Source organism: Aeromonas hydrophila subsp. hydrophila ATCC 7966 (assembly GCF_000014805.1).
In the GTDB taxonomy this organism is placed as follows: Bacteria; Pseudomonadota; Gammaproteobacteria; order Enterobacterales; family Aeromonadaceae; genus Aeromonas; species Aeromonas hydrophila.
The window spans coordinates 866,310-880,279 of the sequence record NC_008570.1 but is presented as its reverse complement, the minus strand read 5'-3'; the positions used below and the strand labels follow the sequence as shown (position 1 = coordinate 880,279).

Annotated in this window: 11 protein-coding genes; 8 read left to right on the top strand and 3 right to left on the bottom strand. The window is 64.1% G+C overall.

Annotation, left to right across the window (positions count from 1 at the left end):
• Positions 1-39: 39 nt before the first annotated feature.
• Both relA and rlmD read right to left on the bottom strand, forming a co-directional pair.
• On the bottom strand, positions 40-2,250 hold the full coding sequence (relA, locus tag AHA_RS04125) for a GTP diphosphokinase (RefSeq protein WP_011704766.1): 2,211 nt from the start codon (positions 2,248-2,250) through the stop codon (positions 40-42).
• Between the two features lie 266 nt (positions 2,251-2,516).
• The gene (gene rlmD / locus AHA_RS04120) at positions 2,517-3,839 is read right to left on the bottom strand and encodes a 23S rRNA (uracil(1939)-C(5))-methyltransferase RlmD (protein WP_011704765.1); all 1,323 of its coding nucleotides are present in this window, start codon (positions 3,837-3,839) and stop codon (positions 2,517-2,519) included.
• Between the two features lie 153 nt (positions 3,840-3,992).
• Between rlmD and barA the strand changes: the two genes are divergently transcribed.
• The 3 genes from barA (at position 3,993) to AHA_RS04105 (ending at position 8,180) form a co-directional block, all read left to right on the top strand.
• A complete protein-coding gene (gene barA, locus AHA_RS04115) occupies positions 3,993-6,704 on the top strand; it encodes a two-component sensor histidine kinase BarA (RefSeq protein WP_011704764.1) in 2,712 nt (903 codons plus the stop codon).
• Positions 6,705-6,776: 72 nt separating this feature from the next.
• On the top strand, positions 6,777-7,256 hold the full coding sequence (locus tag AHA_RS04110) for a YehS family protein (RefSeq protein ID WP_011704763.1): 480 nt from the start codon (positions 6,777-6,779) through the stop codon (positions 7,254-7,256).
• Between the two features lie 3 nt (positions 7,257-7,259).
• Entirely contained in the window at positions 7,260-8,180 is a 921-nt protein-coding gene (locus AHA_RS04105; protein WP_011704762.1) for an N-acetylmuramoyl-L-alanine amidase, read from the top strand.
• Positions 8,181-8,249: 69 nt separating this feature from the next.
• Here the strand turns inward: AHA_RS04105 and AHA_RS04100 are convergent, their stop codons facing one another.
• Entirely contained in the window at positions 8,250-9,047 is a 798-nt protein-coding gene (locus tag AHA_RS04100) for a DeoR family transcriptional regulator (RefSeq protein WP_011704761.1), read from the bottom strand.
• 272 nt (positions 9,048-9,319) lie between these two features.
• Here AHA_RS04100 and kbaZ point away from each other — a divergent pair, with 272 nt between their 5' ends.
• From kbaZ to agaE, 5 genes are read left to right on the top strand one after another with little or no spacing between them, the layout of a single operon-like run.
• Positions 9,320-10,633 carry a tagatose-bisphosphate aldolase subunit KbaZ gene (gene kbaZ, locus AHA_RS04095; RefSeq protein WP_011704760.1) on the top strand — a complete coding sequence of 438 codons (1,314 nt, stop codon included), beginning with the start codon at positions 9,320-9,322 and terminating at the stop codon, positions 10,631-10,633.
• A gap of 12 nt (positions 10,634-10,645) precedes the next feature.
• Complete coding sequence (locus AHA_RS04090; protein ID WP_011704759.1) at positions 10,646-11,815, top strand: SIS domain-containing protein; 1,170 nt, start codon at positions 10,646-10,648, stop codon at positions 11,813-11,815.
• Entirely contained in the window at positions 11,815-12,288 is a 474-nt protein-coding gene (gene agaV, locus AHA_RS04085; protein WP_005309404.1) for a PTS N-acetylgalactosamine transporter subunit IIB, read from the top strand. The genes AHA_RS04090 and agaV overlap by 1 nt, the downstream gene beginning before the upstream one ends.
• A gap of 15 nt (positions 12,289-12,303) precedes the next feature.
• On the top strand, positions 12,304-13,080 hold the full coding sequence (agaW, locus tag AHA_RS04080) for a PTS N-acetylgalactosamine transporter subunit IIC (RefSeq protein WP_011704758.1): 777 nt from the start codon (positions 12,304-12,306) through the stop codon (positions 13,078-13,080).
• Positions 13,070-13,948 (top strand): PTS N-acetylgalactosamine transporter subunit IID, encoded by an 879-nt coding sequence (gene agaE, locus AHA_RS04075; RefSeq protein ID WP_011704757.1) that lies wholly within the window; start codon positions 13,070-13,072, stop codon positions 13,946-13,948. The genes agaW and agaE overlap by 11 nt, the downstream gene beginning before the upstream one ends.
• Positions 13,949-13,970 lie beyond the last annotated feature (22 nt).

Sequence of the window (13,970 nt, the reverse complement as noted above, 5' to 3'; positions counted from 1 at the left end):
CGACCTGGCGGTCGGTCACGAGTTGGTTGTTGATGACAATCAGAGGCGCTTGGCGCTGATCACGTCGTTGAGCTGACTGAGCTTGGCCAACGCCCGGTTGAAGGCGTTGATGTTGTAAATCTCCAGCTCCATGTCGATCTCGGCGGTCTGCTCGCGCACGTTGGAGCGCGAACGCACCCCCATCACGTTGATCTTCTCGTTGGCCAGTACGGTCGTGATGTCGCGCAGCAGGCCGGAGCGGTCGTTGGAGAGGATGCGGATGGTGAGGCCGTAGCCGCCGGAGTAGTTCTCCCCCCATACCGCGTCGATCAGTCGCTCCGGGTTGCGACGGGAGAGCTCTTTGAGTTGCTCGCAATCCTCGCGGTGGATGGAGACGCCGCGCCCCATGGTGATGAAGCCCTGGATGCCGTCCCCCGGAATGGGCTGGCAGCAACGGGCGATATGGGTCATCAGGTTGCCGACCCCTTCCACCACTATGTGATCCTTGGGCTTGGGCCGGAACGGCACGTTGGCCTTCTGCTCCAGCTTCTCCAGCAGGCGGCGATCTTCCTCTTCCGCTGTCGGCTTGTTGTAGCGGGTATCCAGGTAGTTCAGCAGCTGGTTGATGCGGATGTCGCCACTGCCGATGCCAGCCAGCAGATCTTCCAGCTCGTCGGCATGGAAGCGCTCCAGCACCACCTTGTCCACCTTGGAGAGGGTCAGGTTGTGCCTGTCGAGCTCCTTCTCCAGCAGCTCCTTGCCGGCGGCGATGTTCTTGTCCCGATCCAGCTTTCTGAACCAGGTGGCCACCTTGGCCCGCGCCCGGCTGGAGCGTAGGAAGCCGGAGTTGGGGTTCATCCAGTCGCGGCTCGGGTTCGGCTCCTTCTGGGTGATCACCTCCACCTGATCGCCGGTCTGCAACGCATAGGTGAACGGCACGATGCGGCCGTCGATCTTGGCGCCGATGCAGCGGTGGCCGATCATGCTGTGCACGTGATAGGCAAAATCGAGCGGGGTGGCGCCCGCCGGCAGATCGATCACATCCCCTTTCGGGGTGAAGACGTAGACCCTGTCCTCGAACACCTGACTGCGCAGATCCTCGAGCAGGGAACCGCTCTCGGAGAGATCTTCCTGCCAGGCGAGCAACTTGCGCAGCCACTCGATCTTGTCTTCGAAGGTGTTGGCCTTGCCGCCGGCCTGAGCCCCTTCCTTGTAGCGCCAGTGCGCCGCCACGCCGAGCTCGGCATCCTGATGCATCTGGTCGGTACGGATCTGGATCTCCACCGTCTTGCCCTCGGGCCCCACCACCACGGTGTGGATGGACTGATAGCCGTTGGGTTTGGGGTTGGCGACGTAGTCGTCAAACTCGCGGGGAATGTGGTGGAAGTGGGTGTGAACGATGCCGAGCGCCGCATAGCAATCCTGCAACCGCTTGGTCACCACCCGCACCGCGCGCACGTCGAACAGTTCGTTGAATTCGAGGTGCTTCTTCTGCATCTTGCGCCAGATGCTGTAGATGTGTTTCGGCCGGCCGTAGACCTCGGCCTCGACTCCCGCCTCTTTCAGGGCATCGCGCAGGGACTGCACGAACTCGCGGATGTAGCGCTCCCGATCGAGCCGTTTCTCGTCGAGCTGCCTGGCGATCTGCTTGTAGGTATCCGGGTGCAGGTAGCGGAAGGCGAGATCCTCGAGCTCCCACTTGAGCTGACCGATGCCGAGCCGGTTGGCCAGCGGCGCGTAGATGTTGGTGATCTCCTGGGCCATCAGCACCCGGGTCTCTTCATCCGCCTTCTTCGCTTCCCGCAGGCAGGCGATCCGCTCCGCCAGCTTGATCACCACGGCGCGCACATCCTCGACCATGGCGAGCAGCATGCGCCGCACGTTGTCGACCTGTTCCGGCGAGGTTTCACTGCGGTGCAGGGTCTGCAGGGAACGGATGGCCTCCATCTCCAGCACCCCTTCCACCAGCTTGGCAATCTTGGGGCCGAAGTCCTCGTCCATCCGCTCCTGGCTGATGAGACCGGCTTCCACGAAGGGGTAGATGATGGCGGCCTTGAGGGTGCCGAGATCCATGCTGAGCATCAGCAGAATGCCCACCATCTCGACCCCGCGGACCAGCAGGCGGTTGGTGAGCGCTTCGTCACCGAGCGTCAGACAGTACTGGTAGACGGTTCGCAGCTGATCCTTGTCACTGTCACTCAGAGTGAGCGAGCTGACCCACTCCTCCAGGGTGAAGTTGTCTTTCAAATGAATATCGCGAACCGCAACCATGGTATCAATCCTTTAAATTATTGGGCCGAAGGCCGTCGCCCCCTCCCCCTCATGAGAATGCCTCAAATGGGGATATGCGGAGATTTTTTCAAGGCATATTGTCAAGAAAGACAATAGAGTTCTCCGCCAGCCCCTGCCGATTTACGAGGGTCTAGATTACCCCAATCATGGCCGCCCAGACAGCGTTATGGACCGGGCAGACACCACCCGACCTGGCGAGCCGACGCTCCTTTGGCCATAGCGTTTCATCTGCCCCGCAGCGCCCGTTACTTGCGCTCGAACAGCGCCATGGACTCCAGATGGCCGGTATGGGGGAACATGTCGAGCATGCCGAGGCGCACCAGCCGGTAGCCCCCTTTCACCAGCACCTGGCTGTCGCGCGCCAGGGTGACCGGATTACAGGAAACGTAGACCACCCGTCTGGGTGAAAGTTTCACGACGTGCTCCATCACCTCGAACGCACCGGGGCGGGCCGGATCCAGCAGCACCAGATCGAAGCCTTCCCGGGCCCAGGACATGCCGGCGATGTCGCCGCCCAAGTCCGCCTTGTAGAAACGGGCATTGTTGATGCCGTTGCGACGGGCGTTCTCTTCGGCACGCGCCACCATGGCCAGCTCCCCTTCTACCCCCACCACTTCGCGAGCCTGACGGGCCAGCGGCAGGGTAAAGTTGCCGATGCCGCAGAACAGATCGAGCACCTTGTCATCCTTGCCCGCCTCCAGCCAGGAGAGCGCCTGCTCCACCATGCGCTGGTTGACCGGCGCATTGACCTGAATGAAGTCACCAGGAGCGAATGCAAGAGACAGGCCATCCAGCGAGTAGGAGGGGGCAAACTGCTGGTGCAGCGGCTCAATCTGCTCGTCGGCCGCCTGCAGATAGAGGTCGATCCCCTGCGTCTTGGCAAACTCGATCAGCTGCGCCCGATCCGCCTCGGTCGGCCGACCGGTATGGCGCAGCAGCATCAGGATCCCCTGCTCGGCCTGGATAAGCTCAACATGGCCCAGCTCGCGCTGGCTCTTGAGACGGTTGAGACACTCGCGCAGCGGGGTGATAAGCACGGAGAGCGGCTCGGCCAGCACAGGGCAACCGCCGATCTCCACCAGATCGTTCGACTGACGGCGACGAAAGCCCACCCGGGTGCAGCGGCCGTTCTTGTCGAACTTGATGGCCAGCCGGCAGACCCGGCGATAGGCGCGGGACTCACCGCCCAGCACGGGCTCCAGCGCCGGGGGCTGGATGTTACCGAGCCGCTCGAACAGGCTGACCAGGCCGGCCTCCTTGGCGGCGCGCTGATCCGCTTCGGCCAGGTGCTGGGCACTGCAGCCGCCGCACTCGCGGTAGTGGCTGCAGAAGGGGGCGATGCGATTGGCCGCCGGCGTCACCACCTGTTGCAGGGCGGCGTGGGCATACTGCTTCTTGTCTTCAAGGATGCGGGCCTTGACCAGCTCACCGGGCAGCGCTCCTTCGATGAAGATCGCCTTGCCCTGGTGGCGGCCGATCCCGACGCAGTGGTGATCCAGACTGTCTACCGTAAATTCAATGCGTTGGGGCTGGGTGGATTTCTTTTGGGGCTTGAAAAACTGGGCCATAAAACTTGGTGCCTATAGGTGGCTATGCCATGATTGTGGAATCTGCAGCAGGCTATTGTCCCACAAGAATAATAGTATGACCAAATACGGCCTGTGGGCCCGCTCCCGCTCGTTTACGCCATTGCCAACCCTGCTCATCGGGGGACCATCCGCATGACCAAATACGGCCTTCGGGCGCGTGTGCTGGCCTTTACCATCTTGCCGACCCTGATCATCGGCGGCCTGATGGCCGGCTATTTCACTTTCCACCGCTATCAGCAGCTGGAAAACAACCTCATCGATCAGGGCATCAACATCATAGAGCCGCTGGCCATCGCCAGCGAATACGGGATGACCCAGCACAGCCGCGAGTCGCTCAAGCGGCTGATCGGCCTCACCCACCGCAAGAACTCGCCGCTCATCAAGTCCATTGCCGTCTTCACCCAGGACAACCAGCTGTTCGTGACGTCCAACTACCACAGGGACTTCACCCGGCTGCGGCTGCCGGACGGCAGCCAGATCCCCGAGCTCACCAGCGTCACCCTCTATGGCGACGACATCATACTGCGCACCCCGATCCAGGCCGAGACCAGCATGGATGGCTTCCCGCTGCCAAGCGACGTGGAGCCGCCGATGATCGGCTACATCTCCATGCAGATGACCACCGACCGGGCCATGATCCTGCAGTACCGCGACACCTTCTTCGCGGTGATCATGGTGCTCATCGGCATCGCCTTCAGTACCCTGTTCGGCTTTAGACTGGTCAAGAGCGTGACCCAGCCCATCACCGACATGGTGCAGGCGGTGCACAAGATCAGGGAGGGGCGGCTCGATACCCGGGTCAGCGGTCAGCTCACCGGCGAGCTGGACATGCTGAAAAACGGCATCAACGCCATGGCCAAGGCGCTCTCGGAATACCACGAGGAGATGCAGCAGAACATCGATCAGGCCACCTCCGACTTGCGCGAGACCCTGGAGCAGATCGAGATCCAGAACGTCGAGCTCGACATGGCCAAGAAACGGGCGCAGGAGGCGGCGCGGGTCAAGTCGGAGTTCCTCGCCAACATGTCCCACGAGCTGCGCACCCCACTCAACGGGGTCATCGGCTTTACCCGCCAGCTGCTCAAGACCAGCCTGACTCCGAGCCAGACCGACTACATGCAGACCATCGAGAAGTCGGCCCGCAACCTGCTCGGCATCATCAACGACATCCTCGACTTCTCCAAGCTGGAGGCGGGCAAGCTGCAGCTGGAGCACATCCCCTTCAGCCTGCGCGACACCCTCAACGAGACCATGCACCTGCTCGGCCCCAGCGCCCACGACAAGCAGCTGGAGCTCTCCCTGCAGGTGGATGCCGAGGTGCCGGACTACCTCACCGGCGACCCCATGCGCCTGCAGCAGGTGCTGACCAACCTCACCGGCAACGCCATCAAGTTCACCGAGCACGGCAACGTGGATGTGCGCATCGAACAGATCGGCAGTGCCAGCGGCAGCAAGGTGCGGCTCAACGTGCTGATCCGCGACACCGGCATCGGCATCTCGGAAGAGCAGCAGCGTCAGCTGTTCCAGGCCTTCAACCAGGCCGACTCCTCCATCTCCCGCCGCTATGGCGGCACCGGCCTGGGCCTGGTCATCACCCAGAAGCTGGTGCAGCAGATGGGTGGCCAGATCCGGTTCGAATCCGAGCTCGGCAAGGGCTCTGTCTTCTCCTTCAGCCTAGATCTGGAGGTTTCTCCCCTGCCCCAGACCGACAAACTGCCGCTGGATCGCATTCAGGGCAAGCGGGTCTGGCTGCTGGAGCCGGATCCCTTCAGCCACTCGGCCCTCTGCTCCCTGCTGGCGGAGTGGCAGCTGGAGGTGCAATCCCTGGCCAGCGACGCCCCCTGGCCCGAAATGAGCAGCCAGGACATGGTGATCATCGGCAGCGGTACCCAGCACAGCCCGCAGCAGGTGGTGGCGCGCCTCGACGGGCTGGATCGCCAGCAGAACACCATAGTGCTGCTCAACAGCCACGAGCCTTCGCTCTATGAGGCCATGCTGGCCCACGGTGCCCAGCACTGCCTCTCCAAACCCATCAACCACCGCAAGCTGCTGCACGCCCTGCTCTCCCCCGAGGCGGTCCGCAGCGCCCCGCTGCCGACCCCCTCCCCGCGCAGCGTGCAGGAGATCAAGGTGCTGGCGGTGGACGACAACGCCGCCAACCTCAAGCTCATCGCCGCCATGCTCAAGGAGATGGTGAGCCAGGTGGTGGTGTGCAAGAACGGCAAGGAGGCGGTCAGACTGGCCCAGAGCCAGCCGTTCGACATCATCTTCATGGATATCCAGATGCCGATCATGGACGGCATCAGCGCCACCCAGGCGATTCGCAGCCAGTCCCTCAACACCGAGACACCCATCGTCGCGGTCACCGCCCACGCCATTCTCGGCGAGCGGGAGCGGCTGATCCGCCAGGGCATGGACGACTACCTGGCCAAGCCCATCGACGAGGCCATGCTGGCCAAGCTCATCACCGACTTCGCCCATCGTCGCCACCAGAATCACGCCAGCCAGCAGATCGACTGGGCGCTGGCGGTGCGCCAGGCGGCGGGCAAGCTGGATCTGGCCAAGGAGATGCTGACCATGCTGATGGCCAGTTTCGACGAGGTGGATCCGGTGCTGGAGGCGGCGCTTGCCGGCCAGGTGGAGGATAGCGAGGTGCTAGCCCAGCTCCATCGCCTCAACGGCGGCTGCGCCTATTCCGGCGTCCCCGGCCTGCAGCGGCTGCTCTCCCAGCTGGAACAGCAGTTGCGCGACGGGGTGCCGGTGGCCGAACTCGAGCCCGAGCTGCTGGAGCTGCAGGATGCGATGGAGCAGGTACGCCAGGAGGCACCACGCTATCTATCCTGAACCGGGCAACCCGCTTTTTCTGACGCGGGCCCCGCCAGATGGTAAAGTTGCGCCGTTTCCACAGGAGTCGACATGACCAACAACGATATTTTGCGCCGCCTGCGCTACGCCCTCAGCATCAGCAACGACCAGATGGTCGACATGTTTGCCAAGGGCAACCTGACCGTCACCCATGCCCAGCTGCACGGCTGGCTGATCAAAGAGGCGGAGGAAGGGGAAGAGCAGGAAGCGGGCTTTGCCGCCTGTCCGGATTCGGCCCTGAGCCAGTTCCTCGACGGCTTCATCCTGGTGCGCCGCGGCGCGCGGGAAGATGCGCCGGCCCAGGTGATCCCGAACCGGATCAACAACAACATGATCCTGCGCAAGCTGCGCATCGGCCTCAACTTCAAGGAAGAGGACATGCTGGGCACCCTCAAGCTGGCCCACTTCAACCTCTCCAAGTCCGAGCTGAGCGCCCTGTTCCGTTCGCGGGACCACAAGCACTATCAGGATTGCGGGGATCAGATCCTGCGCAACTTCCTCATCGGTCTCACCGCCAAGTATCGCGGCTGAACCATGGGCCGGCGTCTGCACTCACCGTCATCCCGCCAGCAGGCGGCCGGTGGGTGGCGCCGGCCATGGCAACTGGGTGTTCACCTCCCGGGCACTCGTTGCCACGGGTTTGCGCTCTGCCTCGCCCTGCTGCTCTGCGCCTGCCAGCCCGCCCCCTATCGGCTCAACCACGACTATCAGAGCGCCAGCCAGAACGAGCGCATCGCCTTTCTGATCCTGCACTACACGGACGAAGACGATGGCCACTCCCTGCGCCTGCTGACCGAGCCGGCCCATCAGGTGAGCGCCCACTACCTGATCCCGCGCGATACCGATGAGCGGCCGCTGCCGGTCTACCAGCTGGTGCCCGACAGCCAGCGCGCCTGGCATGCCGGCCGCAGTCGCTGGCATCAATATGCAGGGCTCAACGCCAGCTCGCTCGGCATCGAGATCGTCAATCTCGGCTACCCGCCACAAGACGAGCTGCTGCCCGCCCACCAGCGGCACTGGCAGCCCTACACCCAGGCACAGATAGCCGCCCTCGGCGCCCTCACCCGCGAGCTGGTCGAGCGCTACCAGATCCCCCCCACCCAGGTGCTGGCTCACAGCGATGTCGCCCCCGAGCGCAAGCAGGATCCCGGCCCCCACTTCCCCTGGCGCGAACTGGCCCTACACTACGGGGTGGGAGCCTGGCCCGACGAAACCCGGCTGGCCGAATTGCGCCAGCAGCCGGCACCGGCCTGGGATGCCCTCGGCTGGCAGCAACGACTGGCCCGCTACGGCTACGGCGTCGCCCCGAGCGGCAGCTGGGACGAGCAGAGCCGCGCCGCTCTGCGCGCCTTCCAGCTCCACTTTCGGCCCGCCCTGGTCAGCAGTGAACCGGATGCCGAGAGCCAGGCCATCCTCACTGCCCTGCTCGAGCGTTATTTTCCCGAGCAACGCTGAGCTTTGCCCCCAACCACGAAAGAGGGACGCCGCGGCGTCCCTCTTTCGCATTCTCCATCGAGTGCCGGCTCAGGCCTCCACCAACAGCACCTCTATCCCGGCCTGACGCAGACCGGCCAGGGTCTCGGCCGCAATGGCGTCGTCGGTGATCAGGGTGTGGATGCGCCGGGTATCGATGATCTTGTGCAGGCTCAGCCGGCCAAACTTGCTGGAGTCGGTCACGACGATGATCCGCTCGGCCACGTGGCACATGCAGCGGTTGAGCCTGGCCTCGTCTTCGTGATGGGTGCTGACGCCGCGCTCCAGATCGATGCCATCCACCCCGAGAAACAGCAGATCGAAGTGATAGTTCTGCAAGGAGAGATCCGCCTGGGCACCGTAGAAGGAGAGCGACTTGCGGCGCAAATGGCCGCCCGTCATCAGCAGCTCCACCCCTTCCGCCTCCAGCAGGGCATTCGCCACGTTCATGCCGTTGGTCATCACCACTATCTCCTGGTGATCGCGCAGGTGGCGTGCCACCTCCAGGGTGGTGGTACCCGAATCGAGAATGAGGCGGCAACCGGGCTGCACCAGGCTCGCCGCCATGGCGCCGATGCGCTGTTTGACCGGGGTGTTGAGCACGCTCTTGTCGGCGATGGTGTGCTCGGCCACCGGCTGGCCGGATTCACACAACAGGGCGCCGCCGTAAGCGCGCACCGCCACCCCCTGTTTCTCCAGAAATGCCAGATCGTTGCGGATGGTGACGGTGGAGACCTGATAGTGGCCGGCCAGCTCGTTGACCTGAACGCTGCCATTGCTGCGCAGCTGTTGAATGATGCGCTCCCGTCGCTCGCTGGTGCCGAGCACGCTCTTTTCGGTGATTTGCATAGTCTCTCTGCCGGAGTCCTGTGGTGAAAGTAGAGCTTTCACTTCGTTACGTTTCCCTATTAACACTCAGCCTCGATGGCAAATCAAGCTTTCATTGAATTGAAAAGTGCCGTCAGACTCCCTAAAAAGGCCACAACACTTTCGATTCATTTCTTTTTGTGATCTTGCTCAAGATGTGAACACGCTTTTATTTCGTTTCGAACGCCGTACGCCTAGGGTAAAGAAAGAAATCGAAAGCAAAGCATCTTGTTCAGGCCAAGAGGAAGAGGGAAATGAAATCAATGCTGGATCTGGTCGCACAACACAAGCAGGGGGAGCAGGTCGGGATCTACGCCGTCTGCTCCGCCCATCCGCTGGTGCTGGAGGCGGCCCTGCGACTGGCGGCGCAAGGGGATCAGCTGCTGCTGGTCGAGGCCACCTCCAATCAGGTGGATCAATTTGGCGGCTACACCGGCATGACGCCGGCCGACTTTCGCGACCTGCTGCACCGACTCGCCGCCGAATGCGACTTTCCCGTGCAGCGGCTGGTTCTGGGTGGGGATCACCTCGGCCCCAACCGCTGGCAGAGCGAGCCCGCCGAACAGGCCATGGCCCACGCCGAGGGTCTTATCGCCAGCTATGTCGCGGCTGGCTTCAAGAAGATCCACCTCGACTGCAGCATGTCCTGCCAGGGGGATCCGGTGCCGCTGACCGACGAGCTGGTGGCGGCGCGTGCCGCCCGGCTGGCAAACGTGGCCGAGCAGACCGCCACCCAGCAGTTTGGCCACAGCGACCTGGTCTATGTGATTGGCACCGAAGTGCCCGTACCGGGTGGCGCCCACGAAGAGCTGGCCGAGCTGGCAGTCACCACGCCGGAGGCGGCGCGCCACACCCTGGTCGCCCACCAGCAGGCCTTCGAGCAGGCCGGACTGGTCCAGATCTGGCCGCGGGTGATCGGTCTGGTGGTGCAGCCTGGCGTGGAGTTCGACCACACCCACGTCATCGACTACCGTCCCGAGCGGGCCGCCCCCTTGAGCCGGATGATCGAGGCCTATCCCCATCTGGTGTTCGAGGCCCACTCCACCGATTACCAGACCCCGGACGCCTACCGCCAGCTGGTGCGCGATCACTTCGCCATCCTCAAGGTCGGCCCCGCCCTCACCTTTGCCCTGCGCGAGGCACTGTTTGCCCTCGCCGCCATCGAGGAGGAGCTGGTGGTGGCCAAGGCCTGCTCGGGCCTGCGCCAGGTGCTGGAAGAGACCATGCTGGATCGCCCCGACTTCTGGCGCAGCCACTATCAGGGCAGCCCCAACGAGTGCCGGCTGGCCCGCGGCTACAGCTACTCCGATCGCATTCGCTACTACTGGCCCGACAGCCGGGTCGACGACTGTTACGCCCGGCTGCTGGCCAACCTGGCCGCCGAACCCATTCCCCTGCCGCTGCTCAGCCAGCACCTGCCGCTGCAATACCGCAAGGTGCGCCAGGGCACGCTGTCGCCCCGGGTTCACGACCTCATTCTCGATCAGGTGCAGGAGGTGCTGCGCCAATACGCGGCGGCCTGCAGCGCCGTCCCCGCCAGCCACTCCCGGCTGACCCCGGTTGTATAAGGAGTTGTAGAGATGATCCTTGGTTATCCAGAAGAGACGCTGCGGTCGGCCAACGGCCTGGCCACCGCCCGTGAAATTCGCCAGCAACCCGCCACCTGGCGGGAGACCCTCACCATGGTGGAGGAGTGCCGCGCCACCATAGAGCGCTTCCTGCTGCCCCTGCTGTCGCGGGGCAACCTGCGGGTGATCCTGACCGGCGCCGGCACCTCCGCCTTTGCCGGCCGCGCCCTCGCCCCCTATCTCAGTGCCCGCCTCAACAGCCGCTTCGAGGCGATCGCCACCACCGACATCGTCACCGATCCGGGCGAATACCTGGCACAGGACTGCCCGACCCTGCTCATCTCCTTCGCCCGCTCCGGCAACAGCCCGGAGAGCGTGGCGGCGGTCGAGCTGGCCAGCCAGTTGCTGAGCGAGTGCCACCACCTGGTGCTGACCTGCAACGGCGAGGGGGAGCTCTATCGCCGCTGTCAGAAGGATGCCCGCTCCCTGGCGCTGCTGATGCCTCCCCAGACCCACGACCGCAGCTTTGCCATGACCAGCAGCCTCACCAGCATGATGCTGAGCTGTCTGGCGGTGTTCCTGCCGCGCCAGTTCAACCCGATCGCCAGCCAGCCGCTCATCGCGCTGGGGGACGCCATCCTGCCCCAGGCCGAGCTGAAGGTGCCCGAGTGGGATCGACCGCTGCCGGAGCGGGTCATCTACCTTGGCAGCGGTAGCCTGCAGGGGGTAGCCCAGGAGGCGGCCCTCAAGCTGCTGGAGCTCACCGCCGGCCAGGTGATGGCCATGCACGACTCCCCCACCGGCTTTCGCCACGGGCCCAAGTCGGCCATCAATCGGCAGACCCTGATCGTGCTGCTGGTGTCCAACGATCCCTATACCCGCCAGTACGACCTGGACCTGCTCGGCGAGCTGCGCCAGGACGGCCATGCCGCCCGGGTGGTCGCCCTGGCCGACCGGTCGGATCCGCTCATCAGCGCCGGCGAACATATCTACCTGCCCACCCCCCTTAATGGTGACGACGCCGAGCTGGCGCTCTGCTACCTGCTCTACGCCCAGTACTACGCCTTCCACACCGCGCTGGTGCTGGGCATCACCCCGGACAACCCCTGCCCAAGCGGGCGGGTCAACCGGGTCGTGCAGGGGGTCAACATCTATCCGTTCAACCAGCAAGGAGGCGTCTGATGCCGAACATAGTGCTGAGCCGTATCGACGAGCGCCTGATCCACGGTCAGGTCGGCGTGCAATGGGTCGGCTTCGCCGGCGCCAATCTGGTGCTGGTCGCCAATGACGAAGTCGCAGAGGACCCCATCCAGCAGAACCTGATGGAGATGGTGCTGGCAGAAGGCATCGCAGTGCGCTTCTGGCCGCTGCAGAAGGTGATCGACAACATCGGCAAGGCCGCCGATCGCCAGAAGATCCTGCTGGTGTGCAAGAGTCCGGCAGACTTTCGCACCCTGGTGGAGGGCGGGGTGCCCATCCCCCGCATCAACGTCGGCAACATGCACTACGCCGACGGCAAGCGTCAGATCCACAAGACGGTATCGGTGGACGAGTCGGACATAGCGGCGTTTCGCGCCCTGCAGGACGCCCACGTCGCCTGCTTTGTCCAGGGGGTGCCGACCGAACCGGCACAGGACATTTTCAACCTCATCTGATTAAGGACAATTGTGATGGAAATCAGTTTGTTGCAAGGGCTCTTGCTGGGCATGCTGGCGTTCTTCGCCGGGCTTGACCTGTTCAACGGCCTGACCCACTTCCACCGGCCCGTGGTACTGGGCCCGCTGGTGGGCCTGATCCTCGGCGACCTGCCCACCGGCATTCTGGTGGGCGGCACCCTGGAGCTGGTCTGGATGGGGCTGGCCCCGCTGGCAGGCGCCCAGCCGCCCAACGTCATCATCGGCACCATAGTCGGCGCCACCTTCGCCATCACCACCGGGGTCAAGCCGGATGTGGCGGTCGGGGTCGCGGTGCCGTTCGCGGTGGCGGTGCAGATGGGGATCACCTTCCTCTTCTCGGTGATGTCGGGGGTCATGTCCCGCTGTGACCGGATGGCGGAGCAGGGGGATGTGCGCGGCATCGAGCGGGTCAACTACCTGGCGCTGCTGGCGCTCGGCTCCTTCTACTTCCTGTGTGCCTTCCTGCCCACCTACTTCGGCGCCGAACACGCCAAGACCGCCATCGACGTGCTGCCCGCCCGTCTCATCGACGGCCTCGGCGTCGCCGGCGGCATCATGCCCGCCATCGGCTTCGCCGTGCTGCTCAAGATCATGATGAAGAACGTCTACATCCCCTACTTCATCCTCGGTTTCGTTGCCGCCGCCTGGCTCAAGCTGCCGGTGCTGGCCATCGCCGCGGCCGCCCTGGCCATGGCTCTGATCGATTTCATGCGCAAGGACCCGGCGCCACAAGCCCGCCCCATCCAGGAGGAAACTGAAGATGGCATCTAACAACACCGCCACCCGGCTGACCCAGGCGGCCGAGCCGCAACCGACCCGCACCGTCTCCGACGACATCTACGAAGATCAGCAACTGGGGGCCGAGCTGACCCGCCAGGACATCAACCGCTTCGCCTGGCGCTCCCTGCTGCTGCAGGCCTCCTTCAACTACGAGCGGATGCAGGCCTCCGGCTGGCTCTACGGCCTGCTGCCGGCACTGCAGAAGATTCACACCAACCCCAAGGATCTCTCCCGGGCGATGAAGGGGCACATGGGCTTCTTCAACACCCACCCCTTCCTGGTCACCTTCGTGATGGGGATAGTACTGGCGATGGAGCGCTCCAAGCAGAACGTCAACAGCATCCAGAGCACCAAGATCGCGGTCGGCGCCCCGCTCGGCGGGATCGGCGATGCCATGTTCTGGCTCACCCTGCTGCCCATCTGCGGCGGCATCGGCGCCGACCTGGCCCTGCAGGGTTCCATCATGGGGGCTGTGGTCTTCTTTCTACTGTTCAACCTGGTGCACTTCGGTCTGCGCTTCGGGCTGGCGCACTACGCCTACCGCATGGGGGTGGCCGCCATTCCGCTCATCAAGGCCAACACCCGCAAGGTGGGCCATGCCGCCTCCATCGTCGGCATGACGGTGATCGGCGCCCTGGTCGCCACCTATGTGCGGCTCGGCACCACCCTGGAGATCACCGCCGGCGATGCGGTGGTGAAGCTGCAGGCGGACGTGCTCGACAAGCTGATGCCCGCCTTCCTGCCGCTGCTCTACACCCTGGCCATGTATGGGCTGATCCGCCGCGGCTGGAGCCCGCTGCGCCTCATCGTCATCACAGTCGTGCTCGGCATCGTCGGCAAGTTTGCAGGCTTCCTCTAATCCGGTGCCGGCACCAGGCCGG

Excerpts from the sequence above, each read along its gene's own strand:
- kbaZ (WP_011704760.1), top strand. The coding sequence starts at position 9,320 with ATGAAATCAATGCTGGATCTGGTCGCACAACACAAGCAGGGGGAGCAG.
- barA (WP_011704764.1), top strand. The coding sequence starts at position 3,993 with ATGACCAAATACGGCCTTCGGGCGCGTGTGCTGGCCTTTACCATCTTG.
- AHA_RS04090 (WP_011704759.1), top strand. The coding sequence starts at position 10,646 with ATGATCCTTGGTTATCCAGAAGAGACGCTGCGGTCGGCCAACGGCCTG.
- relA (WP_011704766.1), bottom strand. The coding sequence starts at position 2,250 with ATGGTTGCGGTTCGCGATATTCATTTGAAAGACAACTTCACCCTGGAG.
- agaE (WP_011704757.1), top strand. The coding sequence starts at position 13,070 with ATGGCATCTAACAACACCGCCACCCGGCTGACCCAGGCGGCCGAGCCG.
- AHA_RS04110 (WP_011704763.1), top strand. The coding sequence starts at position 6,777 with ATGACCAACAACGATATTTTGCGCCGCCTGCGCTACGCCCTCAGCATC.
- agaV (WP_005309404.1), top strand. The coding sequence starts at position 11,815 with ATGCCGAACATAGTGCTGAGCCGTATCGACGAGCGCCTGATCCACGGT.
- AHA_RS04100 (WP_011704761.1), bottom strand. The coding sequence starts at position 9,047 with ATGCAAATCACCGAAAAGAGCGTGCTCGGCACCAGCGAGCGACGGGAG.
- rlmD (WP_011704765.1), bottom strand. The coding sequence starts at position 3,839 with ATGGCCCAGTTTTTCAAGCCCCAAAAGAAATCCACCCAGCCCCAACGC.
- AHA_RS04105 (WP_011704762.1), top strand. The coding sequence starts at position 7,260 with ATGGGCCGGCGTCTGCACTCACCGTCATCCCGCCAGCAGGCGGCCGGT.
- agaW (WP_011704758.1), top strand. The coding sequence starts at position 12,304 with ATGGAAATCAGTTTGTTGCAAGGGCTCTTGCTGGGCATGCTGGCGTTC.